The sequence below is a fragment of the Pectobacterium odoriferum genome (genome assembly GCF_009931295.1).
In the GTDB taxonomy this organism is placed as follows: Bacteria; Pseudomonadota; Gammaproteobacteria; order Enterobacterales; family Enterobacteriaceae; genus Pectobacterium; species Pectobacterium odoriferum.
This window is the reverse complement of the sequence record NZ_CP034938.1, coordinates 2750732-2766377: the sequence shown is the minus strand read 5'-3', so window position 1 is coordinate 2766377 and position 15646 is coordinate 2750732. Positions and strand designations below refer to the sequence as shown.

Sequence of the window (15646 nt, the reverse complement as noted above, 5' to 3'; positions counted from 1 at the left end):
TTAGGGTTTTGAGTCGGATTTAGCGTTTTTCAAGGGCAAAATGATGTCTACAATCAACGATGTATCGCGTTTAGCTGGGGTGTCCAAAGCCACAGTCTCCCGGGTGTTGAGTGGTTCACGCGGCGTAAAGGAAGCTAGCCGTCTTGCGGTGTTAAAAGCAGTTGATGAGCTTAAATACCGACCGAACGTCATCGCCCAGTCTCTGCTGAGTCAGTCAACTGGCTGTATTGGCGTCATTTGCGCTCAGGACAACATCAACCAGACGACCGGCTACCTTTATGCGCTGGAAAAACACTTTAGCCGACATCAAAAGCATCTCTTGTTGCGGTTCGCCAGCAGCAGGGCTGAAGTGATGAATGTGCTTGATGAGCTGACCAGTGGCCTGTGTGATGACATTTTAATCATCGGCGCGCGCTTTCCGCTGAATCTGGCCGATAAGAACATCATTCTGATCGATTGTATGGAAACGGATACCACGAACAGCCTGCAATTCGATCACGCTTTCGCCACGGAAACCGCGTGTAATTATCTGATTCGGCAAGGAAGACGGCAAATTGCGCTGATCAATCCCGCCGCGAGCAGTTCAGCAGAACAGGTGCTGTTAGGGTATAAGCGGGCGCTGGAAAATAACTTCTTACCGTTTAACCGCAACCTGATTTTTATGGATGCGTCTTCATCGTCATCGGTGGCGCTGCAAGTGCTGCTCAATAACAGCACGACGCTGAATTTCAATGCGCTTCTGGTGGCGGATGAGCTGGAAGCCAAACGTGTGATTACGCAGCTTCAGGCGTTTAATAAATCTGTGCCAAAAGACATCATGGTATTCAGTCTGGCAGGGTCTCTCGATATTCCGGGCATCCCAGCGATACCAGCAATTGAATATTCGATGGATGCGGTGGCGGCCAGAATCGTGTCGTGGCTCAATGAGAAAACACAGGACGTGCTGGGTTCGTATGTCTTACGGGGTGATTTAATCATTCCAGATATGGCTAACCGTAAATAAACGCGGCTCGTGCCGTCTTCAAAAGCCCTTCTGAATCACGAATTCGTAAGGGCTTTTTGCTATTGATTTTTTGTACTATTGAGCGATTGATAGGCTAGGCGGGTTGTCGCTTAATCAGGCTGACAATAAACAGCAGCGATGCGCACAGTACCACCGACGGCCCAGCGGGCGTATTGTAGCCAGCTGAGAACGCTAAACCGCCTGTTACGGCAATCATTCCCACAATAATCGCGATGCTTGCCATTTGTTCCGGCGTCCGTGCAAAGCGTCTGGCACTGGCAGCAGGAATAATCAACAGTGACGTAATGATCAGCGCACCCACAAATTTCATGGCGATACCAATCGTTAATGCGGTGGTCAGCATCAGGAGCAGCTTGGTGCGCTGTAGTTTTATGCCATCGACGTGCGCCAGCTCTGGGCTGATCGTCATAGAAAGTAGTGCGCGCCATTGCCAGCACATAATGGCAACAACAACGATGACACCAGCGGCGATAACCCACAGATCCTCTGTTGTGACAGAGAGCAAATCGCCAAACAGATAAGCCATCAAGTCCACGCGCACGTTATTCATCAGGCTGACGACCACCAATCCAAGCGACAGGGCGCTGTGTGCCATGATGCCGAGTAACGTATCGATAGCCAGATAGGGGCGTCGCTCCAGCCAGACAAGCCCCAACGCCAGAATGAGCGTCACGGCAATAACGGCAGCAAACAGGTTGATGTTCAGCAGCAGGCCGAAGGCGACACCGAGTAAAGACGCGTGCGCCAGCGTGTCACCGAAGTAAGACATCCGTCGCCAGACGACGAACGAACCGAGCGGGCCTGCCGCAATTGCCAGCAACATCCCCGCTAGCCAACCGGGAAACAGCAGTTCTATCATGCGTCGTTTCCACCTTGTCTTTTCAGAATGATACGTCCCTGTAGATCGTGACGATGATTATGATGATGTCGGTAAACCGCCAATTGCTCCGCACCGCGGTGGCCGAACATCGCTAAAAATTCGGGATGAAGCGAAACGACCTCAGGCGTGCCGGAGCAGCAAACATGTTGATTAAGGCAGAGAACTTCATCGGTTTTCGCCATCACCAAATGCAGATCGTGCGACACCATCAGCACGCCGCAGTGGAATTCTTGCCGCAATTGGTTAATGAGATCGTACAGCGCCAGTTGCCCATTGACGTCGACACCCTGCGTTGGCTCATCCAGTACCAGCAGTTGGGGCTGGTTGAGCAGCGCGCGTGCCAGCAGGACGCGCTGGGTTTCGCCACCGGAAAGTTTCTGCATCGGCTGTTCCAGCAGATGTGCAGCCTGAACCCGCTTAAGCGCCGGTAAAATATCCTGCTTTTTCACGCCGGGGCGCAGTTGCATAAAGCGGCTGACGGTCAAGGGCAGGGTGGTATCCAGATGCAGCTTCTGCGGAACGTAGCCGATACGCAGCGCAGGATCCCGTACCAGCGAACCGGAGGTAGGGGCAAGGAGCCCCAATACCACGCGCACCAGCGTCGATTTCCCTGCGCCATTCGGCCCGAGCAGCGTCAGAATTCGACCTGCCTGCAAGGTAAGAGAGATATCTGACAGAACCTTGCGGCTGCCAAATGTAACTGAAATATTATTAAGTGATACCAATGTGGACATATAATTTGGTTTGCATAACCCATGTAACGTTATAATATAACAAACAACACAGCAAAAATCGATGGGATCGACTTTCATGCAGCAATCTATTCAACAAAAAAAATCTATTCAGCAAAAAAAATGGTTAAAAAATGTGTTTGTTGCCAGCGCACTACTCGCAAGCGGGATGTCAATCAGCGCGGCATCCGCTGCGGTCATTACGTCAATTCGTCCTTTAGGATTCATTGCATCGGCTATTGCCGATGGCGTGACGCCCACTGAAGTTTTGTTACCTGATGGCGCGTCGCCCCACGATTATGCCCTGCGCCCGTCTGATGTCCAGCGTTTACAGTCCGCAGAACTGGTGATTTGGGTTGGGCCGGAAATGGAAGCCTTTCTCGGGAAGTCGTTAGCGAAAGTCTCACCTGAAAAGCAGATTGCGCTTTCCGTGCTGCCAGAGATTAAATCTGAGCTGGAAAAAGAGGCCGGACACGATCATGAGGATGGTCATGAACAGGCGCATGATGACCATGAAAAAGGCCACGATCATAGCCATGCCGCCCATGATGACGGCGATGATGGTCACCATCATGGTGAGTACAATATGCACATTTGGCTGTCGCCGGAGATGACAAAACAGGCGGCAATAGCCATTCATGCAAAATTATTGGAACTTATGCCTCAGAATAAGGACAAACTAGACGCGAATCTGCTTTATTTCACGGATAAAATCGGGCAAGCAGATGAAAAAATTGTTAAGATGCTAGCGCCTGTGCAGGGTAAAGGGTATTTCGTGTTCCATGATGCCTATGGTTATTTTGAGAAACACTACGGGTTAAGCCCCTTGGGTTACTTCACGGTTAACCCCGAAATCCAACCCGGAGCACAGCGTTTACATCAAATACGAACACAGTTGGTTGAGCACAAAGCCGTATGCGTTTTTGCTGAACCACAATTCAGGCCAGCCGTTATTAATGCTGTTGCCAAGGGAACCGACGTGCGCTCGGGTGTGCTCGATCCATTGGGAAGCAATATTGCACTGGGTAGAGATAGCTATGCCGATTTCTTGTTGCAGCTATCGAACCAGTATGTGAGCTGTCTGGAGGAAAAATCATGAGGATACGAATAAGTGCAGCAGATAGTCCGAACTATCGCTCTGGCGTATAACAGCTTACCTCGGCCCCATCGCGTCATGCTGGGGTCGCTTACCGTTGTAACATTGGCCGTTGCTGTTTGGCGGCCTTTTGTTTATCCCCACGTCGATGATGCCCCCGTCATCGTGAAAGATATCGACCTGGAAACCAGCCAACTGCGAACGTTGACGCCTGAAGCCAGTGAACCGATAGACCAACCTTCGCCAGATGACGAGATTCCACAAGATGAGCTGGATGATAAGGTGGCCGATGAAGGCGGCGTACATGAGTACGTGGTCTCTACGGGCGATACCTTAAGCAGCATTTTGACGCAGTACGGCATTGATATTGCGGATGTCACTCAGCTTGCGGAGCAGAATAAAGATTTGCGGAACCTGAAAATTGGCCAGCAAATTTCATGGGCTCTGGCAGAAAACGGCGACCTGCAAAGTTTGACCTGGCAGGTGTCTCGCCGTGAAACACGTATTTATGAGCGCGTGGGGCCTGATTTCAAAGAGCGTATTGAAACGTTGAAAGGCGAGTGGCGCAACAGCGTCCTGAATGGCCGGGTCAGCGGCAGTTTTGTCAGCAGCGCAAAAAACGCCGGTTTGACCAGCACAGAAGTGCGTGAAGTCATTAAAGCGCTGCAATGGCAGTTGGATTTCCGCAAACTACGCAAAGACGATACCTTCTCTGTTCTGATGTCCCGCGAAATGCTCGATGGTAAAAGTGAGCAGAGTGAGCTGGTCGGTGTTCGTCTGAATACGGGTGGCAAAGACTATTACGCGATTCGTGCAGAAGACGGTAAATTTTACGATCGTGAAGGTTCTGGGTTGACGCGCGGCTTTATGCGTTTCCCAACCATGAAACAATTCCGCATTTCCTCCAACTTTAATCCACGTCGTCTGAATCCTGTGACAGGGCGCGTCGCACCACATAAAGGTGTCGATTTTGCCATGCCGGTCGGTTCACCGGTTCTGGCCGTCGGTGATGGCGAAGTCGTGATCGCGAAACGCAGCGGTGCAGCGGGGAACTATGTTGCTATCCGCCATGGTCGTCAGTACACCACGCGCTACATGCATATGCATCGCATCCTGGTTAAACCGGGACAGAAAGTGAAACGTGGCGATCGTATCGGGTTGTCCGGTAACACAGGCCGCTCCACTGGCCCACATCTGCACTATGAATTCTGGATCAACCAGCAGGCGGTAAACCCGTTAACGGCTAAACTGCCGCGTTCTGAAGGGCTGGCGGGTAAAGAGCGTCGTGATTATCTGGCGCAGGTTAAGGAAGTGGTACCGCAGCTTAAGTTTGATTAATGATATCCGTCATACTTCAAGCTGCTTGTGCGTTGGCCGCCCTTACTCACCCCAGTCACTTACTTGTGTAAGCTCCTGGGGATTCATGCGGTTGCCGCCTTCATGCAACTTGAATTATTTAGGATAGATATTGATTGCATGTTATGCCGGTGGGGCTTGCTGCCGGCATTTTCATTTATAGAACATTTGATAGAACACAGGTTCCTGATTTTTTATTATCGAGCAGACGTGTTTTTGCGTAACTGTCGTCGGTGTTGCTAAACGCCGAGCGGCAATTATGATTATGTTTATTGATTGATCTGAAGAGTTTAGGCATGGAAAAAGAAAAAAAATCGAACGCTGAATTTGTTCCCCAGTTTCAACGCGCCTTTTTTCATCCGCGCTATTGGGGCGTTTGGTTAGGCGTTGGTGTGATGGCGCTCGCTGCCTATGTTCCCGCGCGATTAAGAAATCCGGTGCTGGGTGGACTAGGGCGTTTTGTTGGGAGAATATCAAAAGGCGCCCGCCGCCGTGCTCGCATTAATCTGCTGTATTGCATGCCGGAATTAACGGAAGCACAGCGCGAAGCTATCATCGATGACATGTTTGCGACGGCTCCTCAGTCGATGATCATGATGGTAGAAGTGGGAATTCGTAACCCGAAGAAAATCGAGAAATATGTTCGCTGGCATGGCGAAGACATTCTGGATCGCATTAAGGAACAAGAGAAGAATGTGATTTTTCTGGTTCCGCACGGTTGGGGGGTTGATATCCCTGCGATGCTGCTGACCTCACGCGGCCAGCGTATGGCGGCCATGTTCCACAACCAGAAGAATGCGCTGGTGGACTACTGGTGGAATCGGTTACGCCGTCGTTTTGGTGGCCGCATCCATGCTCGTAACGATGGTATTAAACCGTTTATCAGCTCTGTGCGCTCCGGCTGCTGGGGTTATTACCTGCCCGATCAGGATCACGGCGCTGAGCACAGCGAATTCGTTGACTTTTTTGCGACCTATAAGGCAACGCTGCCTGCCGTCGGACGGCTGATGAAAGTGTGTCGTGCTGATATTGTGCCGCTGTTCCCGGTGTATAACGCTAAAGACGGCTGTCTGGATGTGTTTATTCGCCCGCCGATGGACGATTTAGCGGATGCAGATGACGTATATATTGCGCGGCGCATGAATGAAGAAGTGGAAATTCTGGTCAAACCGAACCCTGAGCAGTACACCTGGATTCTGAAGCTGCTGAAAACCCGCAAACCGGGTGAGATTGAACCGTACTGTCGGGATGATCTATACCGCGACTAGTTTATACCGTAGCTAATTGTGGGCTGACTGGCCGCATAGATAAAAAAGCCGGACGAGAAATCGTCCGGCTTTTTGCTGGTATGAACCGTCCACCACCTCAGCAGCAGAGCGGTTATGGTACCGATTATTCCACGCGCAGGATGCGGATCGTGTTAGTGGTGCCCACGGTACCCATGATGTCACCTTGTGTGACGATGACCAGATCCCCAGACATCAGGAATCCTTTGTCGCGCAGCAGGATCACTGCATCATTGGCGGCAGCAACGCCGTCCGTATAGCTGTCGAAATGCACGGGAGTAACACCACGATACAGCGCGGTCAGGTTCAGCGTGTGCTCATGACGAGACATCGCGAAAATCGGCAGACCGGAACTGATACGGGACATCATCAGGGCAGTACGGCCAGATTCCGTCATGGCGATCAGCGCCGTAACCCCTTTCAGATGGTTGGCGGCGTACATGGAAGACATTGCGATGGATTCTTCCGTGTTATCAAACTGCACGTCAAGGCGGTGCTTGGAGACGTTGATGCTTGGGATTTTCTCCGCGCCTAAACACACTTTCGCCATGGCAGCGACGGTTTCAGCCGGATATTGGCCCGCGGCGGTTTCCGCTGACAGCATCACGGCATCGGTGCCATCCAGCACGGCGTTGGCAACATCCATCACCTCTGCGCGCGTTGGCATCGGGTTGGTGATCATCGATTCCATCATCTGCGTAGCGGTAATGACCGCACGGTTCAACTGGCGAGCACGACGGATCAACTTCTTCTGAATCCCTACCAACTCTGGGTCGCCGATTTCAACGCCCAGATCGCCCCTCGCTACCATCACGACGTCGGAAGCTAGAATAATGTCATCCATGGCGGCATCAGAGCAGACGGCTTCAGCACGTTCAACTTTTGATACGATCTTGGCGTGACAGCCCGCGTCACGCGCGAGTCGGCGTGCGTAGTTGAGGTCTTCACCGGTACGAGGGAAAGAGACCGCCAGATAGTCGACGCCAATTTTTGCGGCGGTAATAATGTCGGCTTTATCTTTTTCCGTCAGCGCTTCGGCAGACAGACCGCCGCCGAGTTTGTTGATGCCTTTGTTGTTAGACAGCGGGCCGCCAACGGTGACTTCGGTATAAACTTTCAGTCCTTCAACCTGAAGGACTTTCAACTGCACTCGGCCGTCATCCAGTAACAGGATATCGCCAGGTACTACGTCACTCGGCAAACCCTTGTAATCGATCCCGACTTTTTCTTTATCGCCTTCGCCTTTCGATAAGTTGGCATCCAGCAAGAACTTGTCGCCGATATTCAGGAAAATTTTACCCTCTTTGAAGGTAGAAACACGAATTTTTGGACCCTGTAGATCGCCAAGAATGGCAACGTGGCGGCCTAATTTAGCCGCAATTTCACGAACTTTGTTGGCACGTAATAGATGATCTTCTGCTGTGCCGTGAGAGAAATTCATTCGTACTACGTTCGCACCCGCACTGATAATCTTTTCGAGATTATTATCACGGTCGGTAGCGGGCCCCAGGGTGGTGACAATCTTGGTTCTTCTGAGCCGTCTGGACATGTATAACTCCGTTCACTTGTGAAGCTGTAGTGTTGCGATTAAGCGTCGAATAACGGTGCAAAATGTCACTTTACAACAAAACCATTTCACCTGCGTTATCCGAACATCGTGTTGAGTCTGATTATCATACTGTACAGGTAATCCCCACCATCTTTCCATGCCTGTCGTCTGTGGCCATATCAAGATGAAACAGGTTGATGATACCGCTCATTTTCCATTACCCGTCATACTTCAAGTTTCATGTGCGTTGACTGCGCTTACTCACCCGAATCACTTACTTGAGTAAGCTCATCGGGACTCCCTCGCTTGCCGCCTGCCTGAAACTCGAATTATTTAGGGTACAAAATATAGCTAAAAAACAAAGCATAACGTAAAACTTATCTATCACCTGAAGGGGTTAATCAATCGCTCGTCTTTATCAAAGCGTGACTCACGCAGGGCCTCTTTGACCCGTTTCAGGTTATCACGAAATTTTTCCCCGCGGCGCAGCGTGAAGCCTGTCGCCAGAACATCGATCAACGTCAACTGAGCGATGCGGGACACCATCGGCATATAAACATCCGTATCTTCAGGCACATCGAGCCGCAAGGCCAGCGACGCCTCACGCGCCAGCGGCGTTCCGTCCGAGGTAATGGCGATAACGGTCGCGTCGTTCTCGCGCGCCAGCTGCGCCATTTCGACCAGACTTTTGGTTCTGCCTGTGTGGGAGATTAATACCACGACGTCGCCGTCGCTGGAATTCATACAGCTCATGCGCTGCATAACGATGTCATCGAAATAGACAACGGGGATATTGAAGCGGAAAAATTTGTTCATTGCATCGTGTGCGACAGCAGCGGAAGCACCCAGACCAAAGAACGAGATTTTCTTCGCCTGCGTCAGCAAATCCACGGCGCGGTTGACGGCGGTGACATCCAGACTGGATTTCACCTGCTCCAGGCCAGCCATGGCGGATTCAAAAATTTTACTGGTATAGGCGTCAACGCTGTCATCTTCTTCAACATTACGGTTCACATACGGTGTACCGTTTGCCAGACTTTGCGCCAGATGTAGTTTAAAATCGGGAAAACCTTTAGTTTCAAGGCGGCGACAGAAACGATTAACCGTTGGCTCGCTGACATCGGCCATTTTGGCTAAGGTCGCGATGCTGGAGTGAATGGCTGTCTGTGGCGTGCTCAGGATCACTTCAGCAACTTTTCTTTCTGATTTGCTCAAGAGTTCCAGGTGACTCTGGATTTTTTCCAGCATATTCATACGACAAGGGCCATGTAAGTTTTTTCCAATTTCAACTAAAGGTACAGCTGGCATGTATTACGTGAAAAAATGTTACGTGAAAAAATGCACGTCGTGAAAATATACTACGACCCTGTAGTGGTTGGCAGAGGGCAACAGGCTAAGTTAGGGCCTTTTTTTGCCAGAACATGACATGTGTCTAACTTTCAGAAAAGTAATCGACTGTCAGAAACGACGAAAAATTTCGTTTTAGGGCGAATGCATAAGTGACTTCAGCCACTCTACAGACCGATTTATGCATGGTTTTCAGTCAATACCGACCATTATTTGGCATTTTTATGATGGGTTTACTGGCTGTAGTCAAAAAGAGTACATTATCGCTGTAATAAAATTACAGCATCCTGCAACGAGGAGATGAACATGGCGGTAACTTCAACAGCCCAAGCGTGCGATCTGGTTATTTTCGGTGCTAAGGGCGATCTGGCACGCCGTAAATTGCTGCCTTCCCTTTACCAGTTGGAAAAAGCAGGTCACATCCATGCGGACACCAGAATTATCGGGGTGGGCCGTGCGGATTGGGATAAAGCGGAGTATACCCGCGTCGTGCGCGAAGCGCTTGACACCTTTATGAAAGAAGCCATCGACGATAAGTTGTGGGAAACGCTAAGCAGTCGGCTGGATTTCTGCAATCTTGATGTGGAAGACACCAAAGCCTTCAACAAACTGGGCAAGATGCTTGACCAGAAAAACCGTACCACCATCAACTATTTTGCGATGCCGCCCAGTACATTCGGTGCGATCTGCAAAGGATTGGGAACCGCAGGGCTGAATAAAGAGCCCGCGCGCGTGGTAATGGAAAAACCGCTGGGGACCGATCTGGCGTCTTCTCGCGTCATTAACGATCAGGTCGCGGAATTCTTTAACGAGTGTCAGGTTTACCGCATCGACCACTATCTGGGTAAAGAGACCGTTCTGAACCTGTTGGCGCTGCGTTTTGCCAACTCGCTGTTCTCCTCAAACTGGGACAACCGGACGATCGATCATGTACAGATCACGGTAGCCGAGGAAGTTGGGATTGAAGGGCGCTGGGGCTATTTTGATAAAGCTGGCCAGATGCGCGATATGATCCAGAACCACCTGTTACAGATTCTGACGATGATTGCGATGTCGCCGCCGTCTGATTTGACGACTGACCGCATCCGTGATGAAAAAGTGAAAGTGCTGCGTTCACTGCGTCGTATCGATCGCTCCAATGTGCATGAAACGACCGTACGCGGCCAATACACGGGTGGTTTTGTTCAGGGGCATAAAGTGCCGGGCTATCTGGAAGAAGAGGGCGCGAACAAAAGCAGTAGCACGGAAACCTTCGTCTCGATTCGCGTTGATATCGATGACTGGCGCTGGTCTGGCGTGCCGTTCTACCTGCGTACCGGTAAACGTCTGCCGACCAAATGTTCAGAAGTCGTCGTGTACTTTAAGAACCCTGCGCTGAACCTGTTCCATGATTCTTACCAGCAGTTGCCGCAGAACAAGCTGATCATTCGCTTGCAACCGGATGAAGGTGTGGAAATCCAGATTCTGAATAAAATTCCGGGATTAGAGCACAAGCACCGCCTGCAAACGGTGAAACTGGATCTGAGCTTCTCGGAAACCTTTAATCAGCAGCATTTAGCGGATGCTTATGAGCGTCTGCTGTTGGAAACCATGCGTGGGATTCAGGCGCTGTTTGTCCGTCGTGATGAAGTTGAAGAAGCCTGGAAATGGGTGGATTCCATCATGGATGCGTGGGCGATGGACAACGATGCACCGAAACCGTATCAGGCTGGAAGTTGGGGGCCGGTGGCATCCGTGGCGATGATTACCCGCGATGGCCGTTCTTGGAATGAGTTTGAATAATTTTTTAATAATACGTCAGTAATGGGGAGGCTGATCGAGGACGGTCGGCATCCCACAGTTTTTAATGTATGGCTCACGGTGCGGTCGGACATCTGCGGCGACGCAGATCCCTGTGGCAGGGGCGCGCTATATAATTAATGGTGCCTTCGGGCATGACTGGAGATAACTTTTGATGAAAAACTGGAAAACGAGCGCGGAACAGATCTTGACAACGGGTCCCGTTGTTCCTGTGATTGTGGTTAACAAACTGGAACACGCGGTGCCGATGGCAAAAGCGTTAGTCGCGGGCGGCGTTCGCGTTCTGGAACTGACATTGCGTACCGACTGCGCCATCGACGCGATTCGCGCGATTGCGAAAGAAGTACCGGAAGCCATCGTGGGTGCGGGTACGGTAACAAACCCTGAGCAACTGGCTGCGGTCGTTGAAGCTGGTGCGCAGTTTGCCATCAGCCCAGGCCTGACTGAGCCGCTGCTGAAAGCGGCGACGGAAGGCAACATCCCGTTGATTCCTGGTATCAGCACCGTGTCTGAACTGATGTTGGGTATGGATTACGGCCTACGTGAGTTCAAATTCTTCCCAGCGGAAGCTAACGGCGGCGTAAAAGCGCTTCAGGCGATCGGGGGTCCGTTTGCTCATATCCGTTTCTGCCCAACCGGTGGCATTACGCCGAATAACTACCGCGACTATCTGGCGCTGAAAAGCGTGCTGTGCGTAGGTGGTTCCTGGCTGGTGCCGAACGACGCGCTGGAAAGCGGTGATTACGCGCGTATTACTGAACTGGCGCGTGAAGCGGTTGCAGGCGCGAAAGCGTAAGTTTGTTCGTTACTGAATGATGAAGGCCACTCACTGCGAGTGGCCTTTTTTATGGTGGGCGTTTTATCTGCCGTCAGTGACGTCTGATGTCACCCGTCAGCAATAGAACGTATCAGCCGCTGATTTTTACCGCTGAGGCAACGCGTTTGGCGATTGCCACTGCATCATCCGTGGTTTCCGCACTGGCTAATGCGACACCCATACGGCGCTTACCGCTGATATCTGGTTTACCAAACAGACGAATTTGCGTATGAGGGAGTAGTGCGCTTTCCAGCCCCTGATAACGCGCGTTGTTGCTATCCAGTTCCGGTAAAATCACGGCGGAAGCTGATGCGCCATACTGACGAACTGCGCCAATGGGTAGCCCCAGAAAAGCACGAACGTGCAGTGCAAACTCTGACAAGTCTTGAGAAATCATCGTCACCATGCCGGTATCGTGCGGGCGAGGGGAGACTTCGCTGAAAATGACCTCATCGCCGCAGACGAACAGCTCAACGCCGAACAGGCCATAACCGCCGAGCGCTTTCACGACATCGCTGGCCATCTTCTGTGCGCGTTCCTGTGCCAGCGCACTCATCTGCTGTGGCTGCCAGGATTCACGATAGTCGCCGTCTTCCTGTCGATGGCCGATTGGCGCACAGAAATGAATGCCGTCAACCGCATGGATGGTTAGCAGAGTGATTTCGAAATCAAAATTAACCAGCCCTTCCACGATGACGCGGCCGCCGCCTGCTCGTCCACCCTGCTGGGCGTAGTGCCACGCTTGATCTAACTGCTCAGCAGAGCGAATTAGGCTTTGCCCTTTGCCAGAAGAACTCATGACTGGTTTAACAATACAGGGATAGCCAATCGCGTCTACAGCCTGACGAAAACTCTCTTCACTGTCGGCAAAACGGTAGGTGGAAGTGGGAATGCCGAGTGTTTCGGCAGCCAGACGACGGATACCTTCACGGTTCATCGTCAGGCGTGTGGCTTCGGCACAAGGAACAACATGGTGACCCTGTTTTTCCAGCGTCACCAGCATGTCGGTAGCGATGGCTTCAATTTCTGGCACGATGTAATCAGGACGCTCGGCTTCAACCAACGCTTTTAATGCATCGCCATCCAACATATTGATGACGTGGCTGCGGTGCGCAACCTGCATGGCGGGAGCATCGGCATAGCGATCGACCGCAATCACTTCGATTCCCAGGCGCTGACACTCAATCGCCACTTCTTTGCCTAATTCACCGGAGCCAAGCAGCATCACTCGTGTGGCATCCGCACGCAGGGCGGTTCCAATCGTTAACATAACCTTATACCTGATCGGGTTGTGAAAAATGGCCGCAGTATAAACGAAAACGTTTGCGTGCGCATTAAAGAGGGCGTGCAGTGGAATGCGGTGCGCAAAAGCGCACCAAGAGACAAGGACGTGGCTTGGCATTGCTGGGCAATCGTGCCACTCTTCTTGCAACGCGAAAATTTTATGTCAAGACAACGAGATCCGACGCCATGAAGACACCGCAAGCTGAAAAAAGACCCCACGCACTAAGTACGCATGGCGATACGCGTATCGACAATTATTACTGGCTGCGCGATGACCAGCGTACCGATCCACTGGTGTTGGACTATCTGACGCAGGAAAATACCTATAGCGAAGCCATCATGGCACCTCATGAAGCACGTAAACGGTCGCTGTATGACGAAATGGTCAAACGAATTCCGTCGACGGATATGTCTGTGCCGTATGTCAGAAAAGGCTATCGCTACCAAAGTCGCTATGAGCAGGGTAAAGAGTACGCCATCTATTTGCGTCAGCCTGAGCAGGCAACAGACGCATGGGAAACGCTGCTGGATGGGAATCAACGTGCGGAAGGGCATGAGTTTTATAGTCTCGGCACGCTTGAGGTTAGCCCTGACAACACGCTGCTGGCGCTCTCGGAGGACTTTTTATCCCGTCGACAGTACACGCTTCGTTTTCGCGATCTGAACAACGGCGAATGGCTACCGGATGTGATAGAAAATGTGACCGCAGGGGCGGAGTGGTCGGCGGATTCGACGGTTCTGTATTACGTGCGCAAACATGAGAAAACGCTGTTGCCGTATCAGGTCTATCGCCACCGTCTGGGGAGCGATCCGGCGTTGGATGAGCTGGTCTATGAAGAGAAAGACGATACCTATTACGTTAGCCTGAGCAAAACGACATCAGAGCACTACATCACCATTTATCTCAGTAGTACTACGACGAGTGAGGTGTTGTTGCTCGACGCTACGTGCCCGGACGCGGTGCCGCAGGTATGCATTCCTCGTCGAAAAGATCATGAATATGGCATCGATCACTATCAGGACTCGTTTTATCTGCGTTCCAATCGCGAAGGTAAAAATTTTGGCCTTTACCGTTCGGATAGGCCCGATGAGCAAGCGCTGGAAACGTTGATTGCGCCACATGAACACCGCGTACTGGAAGGTTTTGAGCTGTTCCGTGACTGGCTGGTGGTTGAAGAACGGGAACGCGGTTTGACCAGCTTGCGCCAGATTCACTGGCATACGCGGGAAGAGAAAGCGATCACCTTTAATGATGCGAGCTATGTGACGTGGCTGTCGTACAACCCTACGCCAGAAACGACACTGATGCGGTATGGTTATTCATCAATGACGACCCCCAGCACGCAGTATGAATTGAATCTGGATACGGGCGAACAGCAGTTGCTTAAACAGGCTGAAGTGAAAGATTTCTCCCCAGACAATTATCGGAGCGAACGCTTGTGGATCAAGGTTCGGGATGGCGTCGACGTTCCCGTTTCCCTCGTTTACCATCGCGATCATTTCAGCACAGGTAAGAACCCGATACTGGTCTACGGCTATGGCGCGTATAGCCATAGCATGGACCCGGATTTTAGCGTTAGCCGTCTGAGCTTGCTGGACAGAGGGTTCGTTTTTGCCTTAACGCACATTCGCGGTGGCGGCGAGCTGGGTCAACAGTGGTACGACGATGGTCGCCTGCTCAATAAAATGCATTCCTTCACTGACTTCATCGATGTGTCTCAGGCATTGATAGAAAAAGGTTATGGCGATAGGAACAATATGTTCGCCATGGGGGGCAGTGCAGGCGGACTATTGATGGGGGCGGTAGTGAACATGGCTCCCGATCTATTTAAGGGCGTTGTTGCTCAGGTTCCATTCGTTGATGTGCTGACGACAATGCTGGATGAGTCTATCCCGTTGACGACCGGAGAGTATGACGAGTGGGGCGATCCGAATGAACAAATCTATTATGACTACATAAAACAATACAGCCCCTATGATGGCATTACCGCGCAACGCTATCCGCATTTACTGGTAACTACTGGGTTACACGACTCTCAGGTTCAGTATTGGGAACCTGCGAAGTGGGTGGCGAAGTTGCGAGAAGTCAAAACGGACGATCGTTTGGTGCTGCTATACACCGATATGGATGCGGGGCACGGCGGAAAATCCGGCCGTTTCAAACGGTACGATGATATTGCGTTGGAATATGCTTTTCTGCTGATGGTACTTGAAATGGCTGGGGACGGTCACGAATAAGGGCTAGCAACTGCGGTTATGAGGGTAAACCCGTTTTCGGGTTTACCCTATCAGCATGGCATATTACTTAGGTAATATCAGTACTCAGGTAATATCAGCCTGTGGTTTCTTCGCCTTTTTATCGGCACGTTTTTCGGCTGCCGTTTTTAGTGGCTTCTTCTTACTGTTTTTTTTGCTATCCAAACCTTTACTCATATCTTGCCTCGCGTGATAAAAGGGTAGGTTGCCGCTTCATTAA

General features: G+C 51.3%; 12 protein-coding genes. 7 read left to right on the top strand and 5 right to left on the bottom strand.

The window, feature by feature from the left end:
- The first annotated feature begins 43 nt into the window (after window positions 1-43).
- A complete protein-coding gene (locus EO763_RS12365; protein ID WP_039472822.1) occupies window positions 44-1003 on the top strand; it encodes a LacI family DNA-binding transcriptional regulator in 960 nt (319 codons plus the stop codon).
- A 94-nt stretch (window positions 1004-1097) separates the two neighbouring features.
- On the opposite strand, the gene znuB is transcribed toward EO763_RS12365, so the two are convergent.
- Together znuB and znuC are read right to left on the bottom strand one after the other, a co-directional pair.
- Window positions 1098-1883 carry a zinc ABC transporter permease subunit ZnuB gene (gene znuB, locus EO763_RS12360; protein ID WP_161529133.1) on the bottom strand — a complete coding sequence of 262 codons (786 nt, stop codon included), beginning with the start codon at window positions 1881-1883 and terminating at the stop codon, window positions 1098-1100.
- Window positions 1880-2638 carry a zinc ABC transporter ATP-binding protein ZnuC gene (gene znuC / locus EO763_RS12355; protein ID WP_039472827.1) on the bottom strand — a complete coding sequence of 253 codons (759 nt, stop codon included), beginning with the start codon at window positions 2636-2638 and terminating at the stop codon, window positions 1880-1882. The genes znuB and znuC overlap by 4 nt, the downstream gene beginning before the upstream one ends.
- A 76-nt stretch (window positions 2639-2714) precedes the next feature.
- Between znuC and znuA the strand changes: the two genes are divergently transcribed.
- The 3 genes from znuA to lpxM all read left to right on the top strand — a co-directional run bounded on the left by znuA (window position 2715) and on the right by lpxM (window position 6355).
- Window positions 2715-3734 (top strand): zinc ABC transporter substrate-binding protein ZnuA, encoded by a 1020-nt coding sequence (gene znuA / locus EO763_RS12350; RefSeq protein WP_161529132.1) that lies wholly within the window; start codon window positions 2715-2717, stop codon window positions 3732-3734.
- A 12-nt stretch (window positions 3735-3746) separates the two neighbouring features.
- A complete protein-coding gene (gene mepM, locus EO763_RS12345; RefSeq protein ID WP_161529131.1) occupies window positions 3747-5069 on the top strand; it encodes a murein DD-endopeptidase MepM in 1323 nt (440 codons plus the stop codon).
- Window positions 5070-5383: 314 nt separating this feature from the next.
- On the top strand, window positions 5384-6355 hold the full coding sequence (gene lpxM / locus EO763_RS12340; RefSeq protein ID WP_039496040.1) for a lauroyl-Kdo(2)-lipid IV(A) myristoyltransferase: 972 nt from the start codon (window positions 5384-5386) through the stop codon (window positions 6353-6355).
- Window positions 6356-6479: 124 nt separating this feature from the next.
- On the opposite strand, the gene pyk is transcribed toward lpxM, so the two are convergent.
- Window positions 6480-7922, bottom strand: coding sequence for a pyruvate kinase (gene pyk / locus EO763_RS12335; protein ID WP_161529130.1), 1443 nt, complete (start codon window positions 7920-7922; stop codon window positions 6480-6482).
- Between the two features lie 384 nt (window positions 7923-8306).
- Window positions 8307-9176 (bottom strand): MurR/RpiR family transcriptional regulator, encoded by an 870-nt coding sequence (locus tag EO763_RS12330; RefSeq protein ID WP_010275858.1) that lies wholly within the window; start codon window positions 9174-9176, stop codon window positions 8307-8309.
- A gap of 399 nt (window positions 9177-9575) precedes the next feature.
- On the opposite strand from EO763_RS12330, the gene zwf reads away from it, so the two are divergent.
- Entirely contained in the window at window positions 9576-11051 is a 1476-nt protein-coding gene (gene zwf, locus EO763_RS12325; RefSeq protein WP_161529129.1) for a glucose-6-phosphate dehydrogenase, read from the top strand.
- A gap of 172 nt (window positions 11052-11223) precedes the next feature.
- Window positions 11224-11865: a bifunctional 4-hydroxy-2-oxoglutarate aldolase/2-dehydro-3-deoxy-phosphogluconate aldolase gene (locus tag EO763_RS12320; protein WP_103860831.1), complete on the top strand. Its 642-nt coding sequence runs from the start codon at window positions 11224-11226 to the stop codon at window positions 11863-11865.
- Between the two features lie 112 nt (window positions 11866-11977).
- On the opposite strand, the gene purT is transcribed toward EO763_RS12320, so the two are convergent.
- Window positions 11978-13156: a formate-dependent phosphoribosylglycinamide formyltransferase gene (purT, locus tag EO763_RS12315; RefSeq protein ID WP_161529128.1), complete on the bottom strand. Its 1179-nt coding sequence runs from the start codon at window positions 13154-13156 to the stop codon at window positions 11978-11980.
- A gap of 200 nt (window positions 13157-13356) precedes the next feature.
- On the opposite strand from purT, the gene EO763_RS12310 reads away from it, so the two are divergent.
- Complete coding sequence (locus EO763_RS12310; protein ID WP_161529127.1) at window positions 13357-15408, top strand: S9 family peptidase; 2052 nt, start codon at window positions 13357-13359, stop codon at window positions 15406-15408.
- Window positions 15409-15646 lie beyond the last annotated feature (238 nt).

Bases quoted from the DNA above. Each gene is read 5' to 3' on its own strand.
- EO763_RS12365 (WP_039472822.1), top strand. From the start codon at position 44: ATGTCTACAATCAACGATGTATCGCGTTTAGCTGGGGTGTCCAAAGCC.
- znuB (WP_161529133.1), bottom strand. From the start codon at position 1,883: ATGATAGAACTGCTGTTTCCCGGTTGGCTAGCGGGGATGTTGCTGGCA.
- znuC (WP_039472827.1), bottom strand. From the start codon at position 2,638: ATGTCCACATTGGTATCACTTAATAATATTTCAGTTACATTTGGCAGC.
- znuA (WP_161529132.1), top strand. From the start codon at position 2,715: ATGCAGCAATCTATTCAACAAAAAAAATCTATTCAGCAAAAAAAATGG.
- lpxM (WP_039496040.1), top strand. From the start codon at position 5,384: ATGGAAAAAGAAAAAAAATCGAACGCTGAATTTGTTCCCCAGTTTCAA.
- pyk (WP_161529130.1), bottom strand. From the start codon at position 7,922: ATGTCCAGACGGCTCAGAAGAACCAAGATTGTCACCACCCTGGGGCCC.
- EO763_RS12330 (WP_010275858.1), bottom strand. From the start codon at position 9,176: ATGAATATGCTGGAAAAAATCCAGAGTCACCTGGAACTCTTGAGCAAA.
- zwf (WP_161529129.1), top strand. From the start codon at position 9,576: ATGGCGGTAACTTCAACAGCCCAAGCGTGCGATCTGGTTATTTTCGGT.
- EO763_RS12320 (WP_103860831.1), top strand. From the start codon at position 11,224: ATGAAAAACTGGAAAACGAGCGCGGAACAGATCTTGACAACGGGTCCC.
- purT (WP_161529128.1), bottom strand. From the start codon at position 13,156: ATGTTAACGATTGGAACCGCCCTGCGTGCGGATGCCACACGAGTGATG.
- EO763_RS12310 (WP_161529127.1), top strand. From the start codon at position 13,357: ATGAAGACACCGCAAGCTGAAAAAAGACCCCACGCACTAAGTACGCAT.